Below are 18,864 nucleotides of genomic sequence, written 5' to 3'. Positions count from 1 at the left end.
TAACTGTTAGTCACACCAGTAACAGCAGTATGTAATTGCAGGTAGACACGATGTAGGACAGCCTGTGGACATGTGGAAAATTCGGTGGAATTTCCTCTACCAGCGTGTTTGGATCTGGCCTGCGGAAACCCTCGGGATCACTTTTCGAAACCTAGCTGTAACCTTATGAATCCGCGCCTGTGGGTAAACCATTGAGTTATCCACAGGGTGTAAAGCTGTTAGCAGCTTCGTGTCGTGCCGCCGAGTAGGGTTAGTGCGACGGGACTGATTGAGGAGGCACCATGACCGAGCCAAGCGCAGTAGGGGATGGCTACGGAAGCTTTGATGACGGCGCTGCCGATGGCGGAAGCACCGAAGGCAGGGCTCCGGTGCACAACCATGCGTCGCGCAGCACCGTCGGGGCGGGATTGCAGGAGTACCGTCAGCCGCCGCATGACCTTCGCGCGGAACAGGGCGTGATTGGCTCGATGCTTCTAAGCCCCAACACGGTAGTAGAGGTGATTGATGAGCTGCGTCCGGAGGATTTCTACTACCCCGCGCACCAGCTGGTGTACCAGGCCATTTTGGACTTGTACGCGCAGGGCTCTTCCATTGACGCCGTGATTGTCAATGGCCGCCTGGACAGGCTAAACCAGCTTGAACGAGTTGGGGGAGCTCCCTACCTTCTGACGCTGATCTCGGAGGTGCCCACCGCTGCCAATGCCCGCTATTACGCGGAGATCGTCGCGGAGAAATCAACGCTACGCCAACTCGTGGACGCGGGAACTCGCGTTGTCCAGCTGGGGTATGAGGGCGAAGAAGGCATGGAGATCGAGGGTCTGGTGGACCGCGCCCAGCAAGAGGTCTTCGCCGTGGCCCACCGACAGGGCGCGGAGGATTATCAGATCCTGGAACAGCTGATCCAGCCCACGATGGATGAGATCGCAGCCTATGAGCGCGACGGGGGGTTACAGTCCGGGATCCCAACCGGCTTCATCGACCTCGATCGCCTGACTAATGGCTTGCACGCTGGGCAGATGGTGATCATCGCTGCGCGACCTGGTGTGGGTAAGTCGACGTTGGCGTTGGACTTTGTGCGTTCTGCCTCAATCCACAATGGCAAGATTTCTGCGATCTTTTCGCTGGAAATGAGTTCGTCCGAGATTGTGATGCGTCTTTTGTCTGCTGAGACGGAGATCAAGCTATCCGCGATGCGTTCGGGCCAAATGGAAGAGCACGACTGGGAGAAGCTGACTAACCGGCTTCGGGAAATCCAGGATGCACCGATCTTTATTGATGATTCGCCGAACCTGACCATGCTGGAAATCCGCTCGAAAGCGCGCAAGATCAAACAGCAGCACGGGCTAGATTTTGTGGTTCTCGACTACCTTCAGCTGATGAGTTCCGGCCGCAAGGTGGAGTCTCGTCAACAGGAAGTCGCAGAGTTCTCCCGCCAGCTGAAACTATTGGCAAAGGAGCTGGAAGTCCCCGTTATTGCGATCTCCCAGCTCAACCGTGGGCCTGAGGCCCGAACGGATAAGCGTCCGCAGTTGGCGGACCTTCGTGAATCGGGGTCGCTTGAGCAGGATGCCGATATTGTCATGCTGCTGTACCGACCCGATTCGCAGGATCGCGACAACGAGCGTGCCGGTGAGGCCGACATCATCGTCGCCAAGCATCGCGGCGGCCCGATCGACACCATCGCAGTAGCGCACCAGCTGCACTACTCACGATTTGTCAATATGGCGCGAGGGTGAGTGCTTCGCACCCACCCTCGTGAAAAACTAATTTGGAGCACCCACCCTCGTGAAAAACTAATTTGGAGCACCCACCCTCGTGAAAAACTAATTTGGAGCACCCACCCTCGCGAAAAACTAATTTGGAGCACCCACCCTCGTGGAGAACCAATGTGGAGCAGTCGCTCGGCTCTATATCAGGGCTTTTCCGCGCTGCTCGGGGAGGGTGAACGCGGCGATCGCGGCGAGGGCGAACGCGGCGGCGAAGACCCCGAACACCGCGCCCATCCCGCCGAATGCAAGGACCGGCGGGACGATGAGTGGGGCGATGATGGAGCCGATGCGCCCGAAAGCGGCGCCCGCACCGGTTCCCGCGCCGCGGATGGACGTGGGGTAGAGCTCAGGGCCGATCGCGTACAGCGCGCCCCATGCACCGAGGTTGAAGAAGGACAGCAGGCAACCAGCGGCAATTATCTGCCAGGGTGCCCCCGCGAGGCCATAGAGCACTGCAGCAAGCGCTGAACCTGCCAGGAACGTCGACAGAATGACCCGTCGACCCCAGATCTCAATTAACCACGCCGCAGCAAAATAGCCGGGAAGCTGCGCCAGCGTGATGATGAGGGTGAATTCAAAGGACTTCACCAACGTGAACCCTTGGCCGACAAGCAAGGACGGAATCCAGGTGAACGCCCCGTAGTAGGACAGGGACACTCCGAACCAGACGGCCCAGAACGCACACGTTCGTTTCCACATCGCTGGGCCCCAGATTCCGCCGGTGACCTCAGGTTCAGGGTCCGGTGCGTCGCTAAGATCTAGCTCCTCCGCGTCAGCAACGGCTTCGAAGGAGGCAACGATTTCTTCCGCTTCCTCGTGTCGATTCTTGGACTCAAGGAAGCGAACCGACTCCGGCAACCCGATGCGAACCACGATCGCGTATAACGCTGGCAGGGCGCCGATTGCAAAACCCCAGCGCCACCCGTCGTCACTGCCAGCGACGACGAAGGTGCCGATGATCGCGGCCATGATCCAACCGACCGCCCAAAATGCCTCGAGCCACACCACCATGCGGCCGCGCATCCGCCGAGGGGCGAACTCACTCACGAGCGTTGATGCGACTGGAAGTTCGGCCCCAAGGCCTAGGCCTACCAGGAAGCGGAACACCATCAGCGAACCGACGGACCACGCCAACGCCGAGGCGCCCGTGGCGAGGCCATACACAAGCAAGGTCGCCGCAAACACTTGTCGACGGCCGATCTTGTCTGCCAACATCCCACCGAGCGTGGCACCAACCGCCATGCCGATGAACCCGATTGACGCGATCCACGACGTTGTGGACTTGTCCAAGTCCCAATGCACCGCGAGTGCGGCGATAACGAAGGACACCAGCCCCACGTCCATCGCGTCTAAAGCCCAGCCAATGCCCGAACCGACCAGAAGCTTCCTGTGCTTCGAAGTAAAGGGCAGCCGGTCCAGTCGCTCATTACGGCTGAGCTCTTCCCCCGGGCGCTCAAACGCCGAGTCCGCGAAATGTAGAGTCATGCGCGCGATTATAGGGCTAGGCCTTTCGCGCCGGGCCATATTAATTCGCTGGGACTTCGCCGCGCGCCCGAAGGTTCGTCGTTAAGCGAGCGTGTACCCAGCTTCACTCACGGCTTTGGAAATCTCCGCAGCGGAGAAACCCTCACCAGTGACGACGAGCTTGCCGGATGCGTGGTCCGCGGTTGCGGACTCAACGCCGGCGACTTCACTAACTTCCTCAACGACGGACGCCTCGCAGTGTGCGCAGGTCATGCCTTCAACATCAAACTCTCGCTGTGCCATGCTGCCTATGGTAACCCCGTTTTTCTTTAGGGGTGCAAAAGGAACTTCTGGGATTTGCGGTGGGAATACCGCGCACATTGGTAGGGTTGAACACCACGAAAGCATTGATAGAAAAATCCTGATACAGGATCGACTGAAAAGGACATTTAATTATGAGCACTGTTGAGGTAAACGAGGACAACTTCACACAGACCATCGAGGACAACGAAATCGTGATCGTTGATGCCTGGGCTTCATGGTGCGGCCCGTGCCGCGCGTTCGCGCCCGTCTTTGAGAAGGCCTCTGAGAAGCACAGCGACATCACCTTTGCCAAGCTGGACACGGAAGCAAACCAGCAGCTGGCCGCAGCACTGCAGATTCAGTCCATTCCTACTCTGTTTGTTTTCCGCGAGGGCATCCTGCTGGGCGCTAACTCGGGCGCGCTGCCGCCCGCTGTGTTGGAGGACTTCATCCAGGAGATCCGCGACGTCGACATGGATAAGGTCCGCGCTGACGTAGAGCAGCAGAACGCGCAGCTTGCCGACGGCGACGCTGAACCCGCCCCTGGCGCTGAGGCTTAGACTGCTTGTGAAAGGTGACCTTATGAAACAGGTCACCTTAGTGACACTTCACATTGGCCTGGGGTTAAACTTAGAAGTAGCTTAATTCACTCTAAGGAGGCCCGCCATGAAACAACGGTTGATAGCTCACGCTGCGGCTCTTGCTTTGGCAACAACACTCATCGCCGCACCACAGAGCCAGGCCACCACGGCGGGCCCCGAAGCCGACGAGGAAAAGATTGTCCCAATCATCGACATCGCCGACCTGGACGAGCAGTCGGATGATCCCAACGAGCCGGTGACCTACGAAAACCCGAGGCCACCCGCCGGCGTTCCCACTGGTCCCCCCGTTATTGAGATTGCGTGGGGCAGGCCCGCGGCACCTCAGCATGCCGCCCCCGCGGCAATCGCTGGGTTTAGTTTTGATCCAGGGATTATCGCTGCGATTGCGATTGGCGTGCTCGCTGCGGTAATCGGCGGGATCGTCATACTTCTGAAGCCGTAGCCGTTCGCGTAGTCGTCCCTGCGGGGTGGGCAAAGCGTACGTAGACTCGGGCGCACTGCGTACAGAATGTGCGCTGCGAAAAATAGTGATCGACAGCGATTGATCCCGACGAAAGGCTTTACCCATGGCAAACCCGTTCAACAAGGGCTGGAAGTATCTCATGCAGTCCTTGGACACCAAGATCGATGAAAACGCTGATCCTAAGGTACAGATCCAGCAGGCCGCGGCGGCTGCTAAGGAGCAACACCAGGCAATTACTCGCCAGGCAGCGGAGATTATTGGTAACCGCAACCAGCTGCAGATGAAGCTGAACCGTCTCGTGGAAACTCAGGCAGACCTGCAGGACAAGACGAAGACGGCACTGCAGATGGCGGATAAGGCTACTGCGGAGGGCGATACCGCGAAGGCTGCGCAGTTCACCCAAACTGCGGAAACGTTTGCAACGCAACTAGTCTCCACGGAGCAGGAGCTCGAGGGCCTGAAGACGCAGTACGCGGCCGCGGATCAGGCAGCGCAGCAAGCCCAAGAACAGCAGCGTCAGTCCGAGGCCCGCTTGCACGAGCAGCTTGCGCAGGTGCAGCAGCTGCAGGCCCAGGCGGACCAGGCTCGCATGCAAGAAGAAACCGCGAAGACCATGGACACCATTGGCCAGTTCCGTACGGATGATTCCGTGCCCACGTTGGACGGTGTGCGTGAAAAGATTGAGCGCCGTTACGCCAACGCTCTTGGCCAGCAGGAACTTGCTGAAAACAGCGTGAATGACCGCATGGCGGAAATTTCCGCGGGTCAGACTGATATGCAGGCAACCTCCCGCTTGGAGGAAATCCGTGCCGCCATGAAGGCGGAGGCAGCCGGCGAACTTACCGCTGGTTCTGCATCCGGTGCCGAGGCTGGTGTCACCGCGGAGTCCGCCGCACAGGCTAGCGCCGGTGGTGAAGCGGGTCCCGCCGGCGGCGCTGAAGCCGCTTCGCACGAGGAATCCGCTTCGCACGAGGAAGCTAAAGACGTCTTCGATGATGAAGCACCGCTTGGCGCCATCAACGCCGAAGAGTCTGACCTGGACGATAAGTAGGAAGTGCGGCAAGGTACTTCGCCACAACGTTTAAGGGCGCCCCCACGGGGGCGCCCTTAACGTGTGCTCACTTAGCCTTTACTCGTCCGGGAATGTTCGGCGGATATTGATGAGTACCCCACGAATACCGGAGTGGAACCCGTCGCGGAGATTCACGCGCTGGTTCTCGCTCAGCGTGTACTCGTGCAGTGTCTCGCACGCGAACTGAAGGAGCGGACGGTCGATCTCTGGGGGAAGGCCGCCACCGGAGAGCATGTGCGCTTTATCGCGTTGCTCGGACGACGCAGCGTTTTCATACCACCAGGTTGCGTACTGCTGACCCACGTCAAATGGCGTTTGGAACCCGGCTGAAGTCCACACTTCCTCGGGGAGCGGCACGTAGCGGGAGCGGATCTTGCGCCGCGGCGCCATCATGGACGGCTTGGGGGCACCCTTTGGCCCCAGGCTCGCCATCGCCGCTGGTGAAGGTGGACGTGAGCTCACCGGTGTCGGCGGTTTCTCCCCGTCCGGATCCTCCTCATCAGCTTCGACAGCCCCAGGTGCGGCGGTCGATTCGTGGACGGCAATCTCCTGCTCGGTGGGCTCGGCGGATTCCTCGAGACCTGCTTCTTCTTCATCAGCTACCTGATCCGCATCGTCCGCAGCGCCGGCGCCGCCAGCAACGATCGGGTCCTGAGGCCCGTTGGACGGTGCTGCCAGATCCTCAGCCCGGACGCGTCCGCCTTCTGCGTCCGGCGCAGCTGCCCCACCATCGTCGATAAGCGGGCCGTCCTTCGTGGTATCCGTGAGGGGAGAGGTGAGCGGGAGGGAACCGTCGGGGCGGGGAACCCCGGCCATTCCTTCATCGCAGTCGAGCGGCGCGGCGTCATTGAGCGGGCGCTCCCTGATGGTGGGCGGCAGTGGGCCCTCGAGGACCTGGAGTTGCATGGCCTCGGCGAAATCTTCGCGTGGATCCAAAATCGTCGTGGTGTCGCACGCATGCCGCAACGCCGAGGACATGGAATCCCAGCCGAAGCCGTAAAGGTGCACTCGAATACCAGCTGAGGTGGCTTCCTCGACGCCAGGGATCATATCCGCGTCGCCCGAGACCAGGACGAAGTCGCTGTACTGGCCGCGCATCGCGTTGACAACGAGGTCCGCGACAAGGCGCGTATCCACGCCTTTCTGTGTTCGGCGCTCACCCCATTCGATGAGCTGGCCCATGCGCAGTTGCACGCCATCGCAGGTTCGCAGCGCGCGCTGGTAGCGGTGCGGGCCGGAATCCGGGATTCCGTCATACCAAAACTGGCGGTGGATGGGCTGATGAAGTTGATGGGTGACCATTGACCCGAGGTTGGACACTACCTCCGGGAGGTCAATTTCTAGTTGTGATCGGGCTCCTGTTTCCCACGAGTTGTAAAAGCTCGCGAGCAGGTAAGACGTGTCCACGAACACCAATGTGCGTTCAAGCATGGCTCCTAAATCGTTTCTTTTTGTTCTAAATTCGTTTTATTTCGGTGATACCAGTGTGCACCATTGCGACTTCCAACGCCACGTTCTATAGTTAGTTAGTGAAGTAATTAACCGGCTAAGAGGAGGCCGCGTGGGAAACGATACTGAACCGCTGTTTCTCCAGATCGCGCGCTATATCCAAGACCTGATCGTGGATGGCTCGCTTGAGCCAGGCTCGCGGGCGCCGTCGACAAATGAGCTCGCCGCATTCCATGAGATCAACCCGGCGACTGCGCGCAAGGGGCTCACGATTTTGGTGGATGCCGGCGTGCTGGAGAAGCGCCGCGGAATCGGCATGTTCGTCACCGCCGGCGCGCGTGAGGCAATCCTGAGTGAGCGCCGCGCGGAATTCGCGGGAACGTACATCGCCCCGCTTATCGATGAAGCGCTGCGGCTTGGGTACGACCTTCCCACATTGCAGGACCTAATCAACCGCGTTGCAGAAAGTAGAGGAATGTACACATGAACACCCCAGTTAGCTCTGCAGTTAGCCCTTCAGTAATTTCTGTGCGCGATCTGACAAAAAGCTACGAGAAGAAAAACGTTCTAACCGGGCTGAATTTCGATCTCGCACCAGGCATTCACGGCCTGCTTGGTCGCAATGGCGTGGGCAAATCCACGTTGTTGTCGATTATCGCCGGCCAGGTCAAGCCGTCGTCAGGCGATGTGCGTGTCTTTGAACACAAGCCTTTTGATAACGCCGTGGTCATGGACCGGCTGGCGTTAACTGGCGTTGATGTGGGCTACCCATCGACGTGGCGTGGGCGCGACATCCTTGCGGCCGCAGCATTGCGCTACCCCGCGTGGGACCAAACGGCTGCTGATCAGCTGACCGAAGATTTCGCACTTGATGAGGCATTGAATACTGCCTACGGGAAGATGTCCCGGGGTCAGCGCGCCATGGTGGGCAACATCGTGGGCCTTGCATCGGGAGCTGAGCTTTTGCTTTGCGACGAGCCCTACGTGGGCTTGGATACCCACAACACCGATGTGCTGTACCGGCACCTGCTCGATCTGACGGATTCTGGCCGGACGGTCATCGTGGCTACGCATCACATCGCGGATGCAGCGAAGCTACTGGATTCAGCGTTGATCCTCGGCAGGGATGGGAAAGTCGCCGCGCACCTGACTCCGGAAGACGCGGATGTGTACGTTGTCGCCACGGGATCCTTCGACAAGCCATATGGAGCGCTCGCTTATCAGCGAAGCCCGGCAGGCGACCGTGCTATTTTGCCTGCTGAAACGGCCGAGCACATAACTGGCGTGCGCGTTAAGCCGGTCGATTTCGACGAGCTCATCGATGCTGCCTTGGAGGTGAACTAGTGATGCGCGAGTCCCGTAGTCATATCGATGGCGCTTTCCTTTGGCACCAGTTCACCGCGGGAAGTAAATGGCGCTTCGTGTCATTCATCCTGGTCGGCCTCTTTTTCGGCGGAATGCTCTTCGTTGATCCCGGCAGCGTTCTCATGGCGGTGGGATCTGGCGCTTTGGTGTCCTTCTACATGTGTTTCATGGTGTTGCCTGAGCCGGGGGTCTTTCGGTCCTACGGGATGGACGCCGCACGGACCCGAAGAAACGTGCTTGCGCTGTGTCTGCCGGTAGGAATGCTGGTCGCCGCGGCATGTCTGATGATGTGCCCATTACGCACAGGCGCGCCAGCCGCACTGGCCGCTATGGTGTCTGCGCTGGTCTACTCCTCCCTCGCGGACCCCGTGGGGGACGGATCCGATGCCGGCGCGACGGATCGCTCGCGTCGCTCACTTATCGAAATGTTCCCTGGGCGCGGCGGGTTCTTTGCGCAGTTTGTTTGGCGGCCGTTGCTTGTCTGGGCACTGATCGCCGGCGTCACATTTGGATTACTTGCCGTGTTCGCTGAACTCCTCACCTCCTCACGCGGTGAACTAGGGCTGCTCCGCGTCCTCGTGCCCTTCCCGGTGCTCGTCTACCTTCTATGGGCCGCCCGTCCCGCTGAGTGGGGTGGCGTCACCCCGCTCATGGCCCGCGCGCTGGGGATCCCGATGAAACGTTGGTTCGCGCAGGTCATCCCCGCTGCCGTAATCGCCGGCCTGTGCGTCGGCACAAGTGCGTACGCGGTTCACGCGTTGGTGCACGCCGTCGTGCGTATCGGCGGACCGGGGTACGGCTACCTCCCCTTTGTAGCGGTCACCGCAGTAAGTGTGGTTGTGACCTTCACCGCGGTGTGTTCGGGACGGCAATTCGACGCTTTCGCATTCCCCGCAGCGTTCTTCAGCTACTTCTGGATGACCGACCTCTTCGAACTCCCACTGGAGACATCGCGGGACAACCTGGTCACAGCGGGCGCTCCTGTACTTCTAATCCTTGCAGTCACGGTTCTGGTTGGCGTAACCGCGATAACGCTAACCATGACGGGCCACGTAAATGTGGCGCCGCGAACTACCGAAAATGGGGCGTAAACGCCATCAAAAACGGCTTCCCTTGCACGTTTTGCGCAAAAAGGCTGCAGTGTCCATGCACTCTAAACATGCAGGTCAAAGCTCAATCTAGGCAGTGAACTTCGACGGATTTGCTTTCGTGAAAGCCCGTGTGTAACTTAGTTCAAGTCAGCGCGACCGACAACGCCTCGCCGACTGGCCCGAGAATTGATCGGGAGTTCGGTTCTTAAAAGTGTGGCGGTAGGAAAACGAGTGTTGGCAAGACTTCTACTTAAGACTTCATTGTGAGGCGAGTTTGACTTCGCTTCGTGTGAGTGTGTAGGGTCATCCAAGCCGCTTGCGGAGGGCATATTGTGTGTCTGACGGGGTGTGCGTGTGTTGTGTGAGAACTCGATAGTGTGCCAATTGTTTTGTTTGGATTGGTTTGTGTGATTGGCTGCATGCTTTTTTGTGTGTGGTGTGTGCTGGTTGCTGCGGCGTGAACCTTTGATGGCGTCGTGGTGTTCTGGTTGGTTGCATGGGCTGATTGGATTTTGTTGTGTTCTGGTTTTTCCTCGTCGGATGCGGGATGCAACGTTTTGATGCTGTGACTGTGCATGCGGATGCGTGTGTGTTTGTGTGTGTGGTTGTGGTGTTTGGTAATTTTTGGATTTTTTATAGCCAGTTCATGCTTCCGGCGGCTGAGTGTTTTTGGTTGTTGGTTGTGTGGGTGGTTTGTTTTGGTTGGGTTTTGGGCTTTTCACGGCCTGTTTCACTTTGTTTGTTGAAACTTTTTTGTGGAGAGTTTGATCCTGGCTCAGGATGAACGCTGGCGGCGTGCTTAACACATGCAAGTCGAACGGAAAGGCTCAAGCTTGCTTGGGTACTCGAGTGGCGAACGGGTGAGTAACACGTGGGTGATCTGCCCTGCACTTTGGGATAAGCCTGGGAAACTGGGTCTAATACCGGATAGGACCATCGTTTAGTGTCGGTGGTGGAAAGTTTTTCGGTGTGGGATGAGCTCGCGGCCTATCAGCTTGTTGGTGGGGTAATGGCCTACCAAGGCGTCGACGGGTAGCCGGCCTGAGAGGGTGTACGGCCACATTGGGACTGAGATACGGCCCAGACTCCTACGGGAGGCAGCAGTGGGGAATATTGCACAATGGGCGCAAGCCTGATGCAGCGACGCCGCGTGGGGGATGACGGCCTTCGGGTTGTAAACTCCTTTCGCCAAGGACGAAGAGGAATTGACGGTACTTGGATAAGAAGCACCGGCTAACTACGTGCCAGCAGCCGCGGTAATACGTAGGGTGCGAGCGTTGTCCGGAATTACTGGGCGTAAAGAGCTCGTAGGTGGTTTGTCGCGTCGTTTGTGGAATACCGCAGCTTAACTGTGGGGTTGCAGGCGATACGGGCATAACTTGAGTGCTGTAGGGGAGACTGGAATTCCTGGTGTAGCGGTGAAATGCGCAGATATCAGGAGGAACACCGATGGCGAAGGCAGGTCTCTGGGCAGTAACTGACGCTGAGGAGCGAAAGCATGGGTAGCGAACAGGATTAGATACCCTGGTAGTCCATGCCGTAAACGGTGGGCGCTAGGTGTGAGTCCCTTCCACGGGGTTCGTGCCGTAGCTAACGCATTAAGCGCCCCGCCTGGGGAGTACGGCCGCAAGGCTAAAACTCAAAGGAATTGACGGGGGCCCGCACAAGCGGCGGAGCATGTGGATTAATTCGATGCAACGCGAAGAACCTTACCTGGGCTTGACATACACCGGATCGGGCTAGAGATAGTCTTTCCCTTGTGGCTGGTGTACAGGTGGTGCATGGTTGTCGTCAGCTCGTGTCGTGAGATGTTGGGTTAAGTCCCGCAACGAGCGCAACCCTTGTCTTATGTTGCCAGCACGTGATGGTGGGGACTCATGAGAGACTGCCGGGGTTAACTCGGAGGAAGGTGGGGATGACGTCAAATCATCATGCCCCTTATGTCCAGGGCTTCACACATGCTACAATGGTCGGTACAACGCGCAGCTTCCCTGTGAGGGGGTGCGAATCGCTGAAAGCCGGTCGTAGTTCGGATTGGGGTCTGCAACTCGACCCCATGAAGTCGGAGTCGCTAGTAATCGCAGATCAGCAACGCTGCGGTGAATACGTTCCCGGGCCTTGTACACACCGCCCGTCACGTCATGAAAGTTGGTAACACCCGAAGCCAGTGGCCCAAACGTGTTAGGGAGCTGTCGAAGGTGGGATCGGCGATTGGGACGAAGTCGTAACAAGGTAGCCGTACCGGAAGGTGCGGCTGGATCACCTCCTTTCTAAGGAGCTTTATTTTTTGTGTGCATCACCTCTTGATGCCTGTTGGTTGCAGGCTGGTGTGTGGTGTGTGGGTGGTTGAGTACCCGAGTGTGGTGCTGCCAACCCAAGTTTTTATGAAATCCAGGTGGATGCACGTTCATGCTCGTAGCCGGTAATGGTGGCTACGGTTGTACACGCACGTTAAGTGTGTGTGGTTGTTATGCAGGCTTTTGTTCAGGCGGAATGGTTGGCATGCTGTTGGGTGTCTGGGGCAGCACACCACCTTGTGTGGTGGTTGTTTCGTGGCACATCATATGAGCCTGTGACTGGTTGTTGTGGGGTTGTGTGGTGTGTGTGGTGTGTGAGAACTGGATAGTGGACGCGAGCATACTTTGTTTTGTGTGTGTTTGAGTGTGTATCTGATTGTGTGTTGTGGGTTGTCTTGTTCATGTGTTTTGTTAAGGGCGCATGGTGGATGCCTTGGCATGCTGAGCCGATGAAGGACGTGTCTGGCTGCGTTAATCCTTGGGGAGTTGCCGTGTAAGCGTTGATCCGAGGGTGTCCGAATGGGGAAACCTAGCACCGGTTGTGTGGTGTTACCTGCAAGTGAATTCATAGCTTGTGTGGGGGTGACGTAGGGAAGTGAAACATCTCAGTACCTACAGGAGAAGAAAACAATTGTGATTCCGTGTGTAGTGGCGAGCGATAGCGGATGAGGCTAAACCGTGTGCGTGTGATACCTGGCAGGGGTTGCGTGTGCGGGGTTGTGGGGTGTGATTGTCACTTACTGCCATAAGTGGGTGTGCGTGGTGTGGTTAAGCGGAATCGTTTGGGATGACGAACTGGAAAAGGTGATCAGTCCTGTACGTGATGGCCATGCTGCGTGTGCTGGTTGTATCCCCGAGTAGCAGCGGGCTCGTGGAATCTGCTGTGAATCTGCCGGGACCACCCGGTAAGCCTAAATACTCAGTGTGACCGATAGCGGATGAGTACCGTGAGGGAATGGTGAAAAGTACCCCGGGAGGGGAGTGAAAGAGTTCCTGAAACTGTGTGTCTACAATCCGTCAGAGCACCTCTTTGTGTGTGATGGCGTGCCTTTTGAAGAATGAGCCTGCGAGTTAGCGGCATGTCGCGAGGTTAACCCGTGTGGGGTAGCCGTAGGGAAACCGAGTCCATGAGGCGTGTTAGTGGCGTGTTCTAGACCCGAAGCGGGGTGATCTACCCATGGCCAGTGTGAAGCAGCTGTAAGAGGTTGTGGAGGCGCGAACCCACGTAGGTTGAAAACTGCGGGGATGAGTTGTGGGTAGGGGTGAAAGGCCAATCAAACTCCGTGATAGCTGGTTCTCCCCGAAATGTATTTAGGTACAGCGTCGCATGGAGCATGCCGGAGGTAGAGCTACTGGTTGGTTGAGCGGGACTATCATCTTAGCAATGTCAGCCAAACTCCGAATGCCGGTTATGTGTGTGCGGCAGTGAGACTGTGGGGGATAAGCTTCATAGTCGAAAGGGAAACAGCCCAGATCGCCGGTTAAGGCCCCTAAGGGTGTACTAAGTGGAAAAGGATGTGTAATCGCGATGACAGCCAGGAGGTTGGCTTAGAAGCAGCCACCCTTGAAAGAGTGCGTAATAGCTCACTGGTCGAGTGGTTGCGCGCCGACAATTCAGTGGGGCTGAAGTACACCGCCGAAGCCGCGGCAAGTCGTATGACTTGGGTAGGGGAGCGTCGTGTGTGGGGTGAAGCAGTATCGTAAGGGGCTGTGGACTGCATACGAGTGAGAATGCAGGCATGAGTAACGAATGATACGTGAGAATCGTATCCGCTGGATGACTAAGGGTTCCTGGGTCAAGTTCGTCTTCCCAGGGTGAGTCGGGTCCTAAGGCGAGGCCGACAGGCGTAGTCGATGGTCAACGGGTTGATATTCCCGTACCCGTACCACACCGCAAGGATTGAATCAGTGATACTAACCACCCTGACCATCTGCCATGGTGCTCTTTGAGTACCAGGTGGGTGTGATGCGTGGGGCCTGAACTGGTAGTAGGTCAGTGATGGGGTGACACAGGTTGGTAGCACCGCCCCTTAGTGGATTGGGGTGCAAGCGTGTGGCATATCGGTGAGGTAAATCCCGCCGTGTATATATGTGAGGCGTGATGCGGAAGGCGAAAGGGCCTTTAAAGGGTGTGATCCTGTACTGTCGAGAAAAGCCTCTAGCGATGGGGTGGTACGGCCCGTACCCGAAACCGACACAGGTAGTCAGGTAGAGAATACTCAAGCGGTCGGGTGAACTGTGGTTAAGGAACTCGGCAAATTACCCCCGTAACTTCGGGAGAAGGGGGGCCATATCTGGTGATCTGAACATGCGTTGGTGAGCTGGATGTGGCCGCAGAAAACAGAGGGGAGCGACTGTTTATCAAAAACACAGGTCCGTGCGAAGACGTTGAAGTTGATGTATACGGACTGACGCCTGCCCGGTGCTGGAAGGTTAAGAGGACCTGTTAGGTAGTTTTACCGAAGCGGAGAATTTAAGCCCCAGTAAACGGCGGTGGTAACTATAACCATCCTAAGGTAGCGAAATTCCTTGTCGGGTAAGTTCCGACCTGCACGAATGGCGTAACGACTCCCCTGCTGTCTCAACCACAGGCCCGGTGAAATTGCACTACGAGTAAAGATGCTCGTTTCGCGCGGCAGGACGAAAAGACCCCGGGGACCTTCACTATAGCTTGGTATTGGTGTTTACTGCGGTTTGTGTAGCATAGGTGGGAGACTATGAAACGCTCACGCCAGTGGGTGTGGAGTCACAATGTGAAATACCACTCTGACCGTAGTGGATGTCTTAACCTTGGCCCATGATCTGGGTTGGGGACAGTGCCTGGTGGGTAGTTTAACTGGGGCGGTTGCCTCCCAAAATGTAACGGAGGCGCCCAAAGGTTCCCTCAGCCTGGTTGGCAATCAGGTGTTTAGAGTGTAAGTGCACAAGGGAGCTTGACTGCGAGACCTACAAGTCGAGCAGGGACGAAAGTCGGGACTAGTGATCCGGCACCTACTTGTGGATGTGGTGTCGCTCAACGGATAAAAGGTACCCCGGGGATAACAGGCTGATCTTCCCCAAGAGTCCATATCGACGGGATGGTTTGGCACCTCGATGTCGGCTCGTCGCATCCTGGGGCTGGAGTAGGTCCCAAGGGTTGGGCTGTTCGCCCATTAAAGCGGCACGCGAGCTGGGTTCAGAACGTCGTGAGACAGTTCGGTCTCTATCCGCCGCGCGCGTTGAAACTTGAGAAAAGCTGTCCCTAGTACGAGAGGACCGGGACGGACGTACCTCTAGTGTGCCAGTTGTTCCGCCAGGAGCACAGCTGGTTGGCTACGTACGGAAGGGATAACCGCTGAAAGCATCTAAGCGGGAAGCCTGTTTCAAGATGAGGTTTCATTAAGGTGCCCAGAAGACTACTGGGTTGATAGGCCAGAGCTGGACACACCGCAATGTGTGAAGGCGACTGGTACTAATACACCAAAAAACACAAACAAAACCCCCAACACAAACACATCAGGGGCACACCAAACAAAAACAACACGCAAATCGTCTGTATGCAACGCGTCCACTACCCGGTCACTGACACACCACAAACACAAACCCACACCCATATCGTTGGGTGATAGGTAAAGCCCCAAATAACGTGTCGGTGGTAATAGCAGTGGGGACACGCCCGGTCCCATTCCGAACCCGGAAGCTAAGCCCACCAGCGCTGATGGTACTGCACCCGGGAGGGTGTGGGAGAGTAAGTCACCGCCGACCAACAAACAACAACAACAAAATAAACACAGCGCCCGTCGACAAGGATGCCACCCAGCACCCACCACGACGGGCGCTTCACTATCCCCAAAGAGGTTAGAGATAGCCGCCGGCCAGGATTGCGATTCCGAGGAGGATCATCATTGCGGGGAAAAGGATGGTTTCAAATCTTTCCAGTAGCTCGGCTATCGGTTCGCGGCTGGTGATGTAGTGCGCGGCCCACACCAGTGGCGCGATGAGGATCAGGAAGACGATGCAGTAGACGGCAACGGTGGTTGGCGGTACCTGAACGAAAACCGGAACGTACACACCGATGTTGTCGCCGCCGTTGGCGAAGGTTACGCCGGCAACAGTGGCGATGTTCAGGGTTTTGTTTCGTAGCTGTCCGCTCTCGTCGCTATCGCTACCTGTGTCACTACTGTCTTCCCCACGGTCTCCGGACTCCCAGGCCTCCCACGCCTCCCACAGCCCGATTCCCAGCGGCACTAATCCGAAGAGTGGGATTGCCCATGGAGGGAGTACTGCCGCGGAGCCGATCGCGGTGGCGACGGAGAGAATCAGAATGCCGATGAAGCCTATGTACTGACCGGCAGCGATGGTGCGTATTGCGCCGGTGCGGCCCCGGCCCCGTGCGAAGAATAGTGACAGGATGATGATGTCGTCGATGTTCGTCGCGATGAAGAGCCCTACCGCGGCGGCGATGGAGGGGAGGAGGGGGCTGTCGTCGATAAGCATTGTGCCCCTAGTGAAGTTCGGGGAAGCCGTCGATTGTGAATTCGCGCGGACGTTGCGTGAGGGGGTCGATGAAGGACAGGGCGACGGAGGCGAGGTACATGGGGTACGCGAAATCCTCGTCGCCGAAGGGCGCGGTGATGGGGTAGACGGGGTCGCCGAGGATGGGCACGCCCGCGGCGTTCATTTGAATTCGCAACTGGTGGGTCTTCCCGGTGATGGGTTCGAGCAGGTAAATCGCGTAATCGGCGTTAGCTTCGCCCTGCGGGGGGCGGGGAATGCGGGTGATGGAACGCACGATGGTGTGCGCGTTGGGCTCGCGGTCATGCGCGATGTGCGCGGCAATTTCACCAGGTCGCTTCACAATGTGGTGCTTCCACTCAAGCGGAGGACTAAGGCCCGCATGCTTAGCGACGGCCTCATATTCCTTGTGAACCTCCCTCCGAGCGAAAAGTTCCTGGTAGGCCCCCCGAATATTCCTGTGTTTGGTAAAGAGGAGCAGGCCCGATGTCATGCGGTCGAGGCGATGAGCTGGTGTGAGTTCCTCGTTGCCCGTGGCCCGGCGAAGGCGCACAGTAGCTGACTCGGTGATGTGGGCCGCGCGCGGCATGGTCGCGAGGAACGGGGGCTTGCGCACCACCATAATGTCCGCGTCCTCGTAGACCTCTTCGATCTCATAAGGGACTGGTGTTTCAGGGGCGGGCCTGCGGTAAAAGAACACGTCTGTGCCTGGCGCCACGGGCGTGTCCGGCGTAAGCGGCGTGCAGTCGATGAGCACGACCTCGCCGGCGAAAAACCGCGCGAGCACCGCGTTGTCATCATCGTCCGGGTGGCGGTGGCGTTGGGTAAATACCAGGTGGCGGACGAAATCGAAGGCGGTTGGAACACGCGAGTCCAGGCCATCGAGGGGGTCCTCAGGGACGCGGGCGCGCGTTGCTCCCAGGCCGTCGCGCGGCGGAAGTGGCGGATAATTTCTACGGGGCATAGCAATGTAATAGTGTATTGCCCATGAATCTTGATGCGATTTTGAACCAGCTCACAGCCTTCTTCGGCGAAGGTATCGGTAAGGCCATCGCCGATTTCCTGACTTTCATCTACAACATCCTCTTCCCGCCTAACGCCGGCCCGGCTGAACGCGTAGAAATTCCGCGCTAAGCAGTTGGCGGTCACGGGCCGTTAGAAAGCCGTTAGGGCTGTTCCCGTTCGTGGTGTCGTGCCGCTCGTTACAATTGAAGTAGCGAACAGAAAGGCACACTCATGAGCAGCGAAAACCGGGATTTTGAAAACATGGTGGTCGTCGCCGTTGATGGCGGCGAACCCTCTAATAACGCGGTCCGGTGGGCCGCGAACACCGCGATGAAGCGCGGGGTCCCCCTGCGGCTGGCAACAAGCTACACCATGCCGCAGTTCCTCTATGCCGAGGGCATGGTGCCCCCGCAGGAGCTGTATGAGGATCTGCAGCGGGAGTGCCTGCAGAAAATTGAGGCAGCGCGCGCGATTGCCCATGAGATCGCTCCTGACGTAGAGATTGGCCACTCGGTGGCTGAGGCTTCTCCGATTGACATGCTGCTGGAGATGTCCCAGTCCGCGACCATGATCGTCATGGGTTCCCGCGGCCTTGGTGGTCTGTCCGGCATGGTCTTGGGCTCGGTATCCGCCGCCGTGGTATCCCACGCATCCTGCCCCGTTGTTGTGGTGCGGGAAGACAACGCGGTGACGCAAGACACGAAGTACGGTCCGGTGGTCGTCGGTGTCGATGGCTCTGAAGTGTCCGCGAAGGCAACCGAGGTTGCGTTCCAGGAGGCGGAAGCCCGTGGGGCGGAGCTGGTTGCCGTGCACACCTGGCTGGACAACCAGGTCCACGAGCCCATGGCGGGCGCAGTGTTCAGTGGCACGCAGTGGGACCAGGTAGAGGAAGAGCGCAGGTCGCTCCTTTCCCAGACTCTTGAGCCTTACCAGGACCGCTACCCATCGGTGCAGGTCAAGCAGATTGTCACACGGGACCGCCCGGTGCGCGCGTTGGTCGATCACTCGAAGGATGCGCAGCTGCTTATCACCGGTTCCCACGGACGCGGCGGATTCAAGGGAATGCTCCTTGGCTCCACGTCGCGTGCCCTTCTACAGGCCGCGCCGTGCCCGATGATGGTGGTCCGCCCGGAGACGCGTCCACGGCGGAAGTAGCCATCCCCATTCGTCCTTTGATCAGCACCCACAGAAAGAAGAGAACATGCCCGTTTTAGGTTTAGGATTCCTCGGTTGGATCGTCATCGGCGGTATTGCCGGCTGGGTCGCGTCGATCCTGATGAAGCGCGACGCGGAAATGGGGATCTGGGCCAACATTGTGGTTGGCATCATCGGTGGCCTGATCGGCGGTGCGGTTTTGGGCCTGTTCTTTGACGTTGAAAGTGCGCAGTGGTTCTTCAGCTTCCTCACGTGCGTCCTGGGCGCCTGCATCCTGCTGTGGATTGTGAACAAGGTCAGGGGATAAAAAGAACCGGTATCGTTGTGTGAACGTA

Annotated in this window: 15 protein-coding genes and 3 rRNA genes; 13 read left to right on the top strand and 5 right to left on the bottom strand. The window is 57.9% G+C overall.

Going from position 1 to position 18,864, the window contains the following annotated elements; genetic code table 11:
• Nucleotides 1-281 precede the first annotated feature (281 nt).
• Entirely contained in the window at nucleotides 282-1,736 is a 1,455-nt protein-coding gene (gene dnaB / locus CAQUA_RS10780; protein WP_196825118.1) for a replicative DNA helicase, read from the top strand.
• A 171-nt stretch (nucleotides 1,737-1,907) separates the two neighbouring features.
• Here the strand turns inward: dnaB and CAQUA_RS10775 are convergent, their stop codons facing one another.
• Together CAQUA_RS10775 and CAQUA_RS10770 are read right to left on the bottom strand one after the other, a co-directional pair.
• Nucleotides 1,908-3,254: an MFS transporter gene (locus tag CAQUA_RS10775; protein ID WP_196825119.1), complete on the bottom strand. Its 1,347-nt coding sequence runs from the start codon at nucleotides 3,252-3,254 to the stop codon at nucleotides 1,908-1,910.
• 81 nt (nucleotides 3,255-3,335) lie between these two features.
• Nucleotides 3,336-3,536 (bottom strand): heavy-metal-associated domain-containing protein, encoded by a 201-nt coding sequence (locus tag CAQUA_RS10770; RefSeq protein ID WP_196825120.1) that lies wholly within the window; start codon nucleotides 3,534-3,536, stop codon nucleotides 3,336-3,338.
• A gap of 152 nt (nucleotides 3,537-3,688) precedes the next feature.
• Between CAQUA_RS10770 and trxA the strand changes: the two genes are divergently transcribed.
• The 3 genes from trxA (at nucleotide 3,689) to CAQUA_RS10755 (ending at nucleotide 5,652) form a co-directional block, all read left to right on the top strand.
• Nucleotides 3,689-4,096: a thioredoxin gene (gene trxA, locus CAQUA_RS10765; RefSeq protein WP_196825121.1), complete on the top strand. Its 408-nt coding sequence runs from the start codon at nucleotides 3,689-3,691 to the stop codon at nucleotides 4,094-4,096.
• Between the two features lie 106 nt (nucleotides 4,097-4,202).
• Nucleotides 4,203-4,580 (top strand): hypothetical protein, encoded by a 378-nt coding sequence (locus CAQUA_RS10760; RefSeq protein WP_196825122.1) that lies wholly within the window; start codon nucleotides 4,203-4,205, stop codon nucleotides 4,578-4,580.
• 124 nt (nucleotides 4,581-4,704) lie between these two features.
• Nucleotides 4,705-5,652, top strand: a complete 948-nt coding sequence (locus CAQUA_RS10755) for a PspA/IM30 family protein (RefSeq protein WP_196825123.1) — start codon at nucleotides 4,705-4,707, stop codon at nucleotides 5,650-5,652.
• A gap of 78 nt (nucleotides 5,653-5,730) precedes the next feature.
• Here the strand turns inward: CAQUA_RS10755 and CAQUA_RS10750 are convergent, their stop codons facing one another.
• Nucleotides 5,731-7,104, bottom strand: coding sequence for an NYN domain-containing protein (locus tag CAQUA_RS10750; RefSeq protein WP_196825124.1), 1,374 nt, complete (start codon nucleotides 7,102-7,104; stop codon nucleotides 5,731-5,733).
• 130 nt (nucleotides 7,105-7,234) lie between these two features.
• Here CAQUA_RS10750 and CAQUA_RS10745 point away from each other — a divergent pair, with 130 nt between their 5' ends.
• The 6 genes from CAQUA_RS10745 to rrf all read left to right on the top strand — a co-directional run bounded on the left by CAQUA_RS10745 (nucleotide 7,235) and on the right by rrf (nucleotide 15,619).
• A complete protein-coding gene (locus CAQUA_RS10745) occupies nucleotides 7,235-7,609 on the top strand; it encodes a GntR family transcriptional regulator (RefSeq protein WP_196825125.1) in 375 nt (124 codons plus the stop codon).
• Nucleotides 7,606-8,466, top strand: a complete 861-nt coding sequence (locus CAQUA_RS10740; RefSeq protein ID WP_196825126.1) for an ATP-binding cassette domain-containing protein — start codon at nucleotides 7,606-7,608, stop codon at nucleotides 8,464-8,466. Before CAQUA_RS10745 ends, CAQUA_RS10740 begins: the two co-directional genes overlap by 4 nt.
• Nucleotides 8,467-8,543: 77 nt before the next feature.
• Entirely contained in the window at nucleotides 8,544-9,578 is a 1,035-nt protein-coding gene (locus CAQUA_RS10735) for a hypothetical protein (RefSeq protein ID WP_196825127.1), read from the top strand.
• 752 nt (nucleotides 9,579-10,330) lie between these two features.
• Nucleotides 10,331-11,848 (top strand): 16S ribosomal RNA (locus CAQUA_RS10730).
• A 428-nt stretch (nucleotides 11,849-12,276) separates the two neighbouring features.
• Nucleotides 12,277-15,349: ribosomal RNA gene (locus CAQUA_RS10725) — 23S ribosomal RNA — on the top strand.
• Between the two features lie 153 nt (nucleotides 15,350-15,502).
• Nucleotides 15,503-15,619, top strand: a 5S ribosomal RNA gene (gene rrf / locus CAQUA_RS10720).
• The 16S, 23S and 5S rRNA genes sit together here, the layout of an rRNA operon.
• 93 nt (nucleotides 15,620-15,712) lie before the next feature.
• Here rrf and CAQUA_RS10715 read toward each other — a convergent pair.
• Nucleotides 15,713-16,351 (bottom strand): cadmium resistance transporter, encoded by a 639-nt coding sequence (locus tag CAQUA_RS10715; protein WP_196825128.1) that lies wholly within the window; start codon nucleotides 16,349-16,351, stop codon nucleotides 15,713-15,715.
• A gap of 7 nt (nucleotides 16,352-16,358) precedes the next feature.
• Nucleotides 16,359-17,333, bottom strand: coding sequence for a pseudouridine synthase (locus tag CAQUA_RS10710; protein WP_196825129.1), 975 nt, complete (start codon nucleotides 17,331-17,333; stop codon nucleotides 16,359-16,361).
• Between the two features lie 23 nt (nucleotides 17,334-17,356).
• Here CAQUA_RS10710 and CAQUA_RS10705 point away from each other — a divergent pair, with 23 nt between their 5' ends.
• The 3 genes from CAQUA_RS10705 (at nucleotide 17,357) to CAQUA_RS10695 (ending at nucleotide 18,836) form a co-directional block, all read left to right on the top strand.
• Nucleotides 17,357-17,503, top strand: a complete 147-nt coding sequence (locus tag CAQUA_RS10705; RefSeq protein WP_196825130.1) for a hypothetical protein — start codon at nucleotides 17,357-17,359, stop codon at nucleotides 17,501-17,503.
• A 102-nt stretch (nucleotides 17,504-17,605) separates the two neighbouring features.
• A complete protein-coding gene (locus CAQUA_RS10700; protein ID WP_196825131.1) occupies nucleotides 17,606-18,529 on the top strand; it encodes a universal stress protein in 924 nt (307 codons plus the stop codon).
• A 46-nt stretch (nucleotides 18,530-18,575) separates the two neighbouring features.
• The gene (locus tag CAQUA_RS10695) at nucleotides 18,576-18,836 is read left to right on the top strand and encodes a GlsB/YeaQ/YmgE family stress response membrane protein (RefSeq protein WP_196825132.1); all 261 of its coding nucleotides are present in this window, start codon (nucleotides 18,576-18,578) and stop codon (nucleotides 18,834-18,836) included.
• The last annotated feature ends 28 nt before the right edge of the window (nucleotides 18,837-18,864 follow it).

This window comes from Corynebacterium aquatimens, from assembly GCF_030408395.1.
Taxonomy (GTDB): Bacteria; Actinomycetota; Actinomycetes; order Mycobacteriales; family Mycobacteriaceae; genus Corynebacterium; species Corynebacterium aquatimens.
Note: the sequence above shows the minus strand (reverse complement) of the source record. Positions and strands in the feature narration are given on the sequence as shown.

Coding starts and splice junctions, on each gene's coding strand:
- CAQUA_RS10775 (WP_196825119.1), bottom strand. CDS start 3,254: ATGACTCTACATTTCGCGGACTCGGCGTTTGAGCGCCCGGGGGAAGAG.
- CAQUA_RS10705 (WP_196825130.1), top strand. CDS start 17,357: ATGAATCTTGATGCGATTTTGAACCAGCTCACAGCCTTCTTCGGCGAA.
- CAQUA_RS10715 (WP_196825128.1), bottom strand. CDS start 16,351: ATGCTTATCGACGACAGCCCCCTCCTCCCCTCCATCGCCGCCGCGGTA.
- CAQUA_RS10710 (WP_196825129.1), bottom strand. CDS start 17,333: ATGCCCCGTAGAAATTATCCGCCACTTCCGCCGCGCGACGGCCTGGGA.
- CAQUA_RS10770 (WP_196825120.1), bottom strand. CDS start 3,536: ATGGCACAGCGAGAGTTTGATGTTGAAGGCATGACCTGCGCACACTGC.
- CAQUA_RS10760 (WP_196825122.1), top strand. CDS start 4,203: ATGAAACAACGGTTGATAGCTCACGCTGCGGCTCTTGCTTTGGCAACA.
- CAQUA_RS10750 (WP_196825124.1), bottom strand. CDS start 7,104: ATGCTTGAACGCACATTGGTGTTCGTGGACACGTCTTACCTGCTCGCG.
- dnaB (WP_196825118.1), top strand. CDS start 282: ATGACCGAGCCAAGCGCAGTAGGGGATGGCTACGGAAGCTTTGATGAC.
- CAQUA_RS10755 (WP_196825123.1), top strand. CDS start 4,705: ATGGCAAACCCGTTCAACAAGGGCTGGAAGTATCTCATGCAGTCCTTG.
- trxA (WP_196825121.1), top strand. CDS start 3,689: ATGAGCACTGTTGAGGTAAACGAGGACAACTTCACACAGACCATCGAG.
- CAQUA_RS10695 (WP_196825132.1), top strand. CDS start 18,576: ATGCCCGTTTTAGGTTTAGGATTCCTCGGTTGGATCGTCATCGGCGGT.
- CAQUA_RS10740 (WP_196825126.1), top strand. CDS start 7,606: ATGAACACCCCAGTTAGCTCTGCAGTTAGCCCTTCAGTAATTTCTGTG.
- CAQUA_RS10700 (WP_196825131.1), top strand. CDS start 17,606: ATGAGCAGCGAAAACCGGGATTTTGAAAACATGGTGGTCGTCGCCGTT.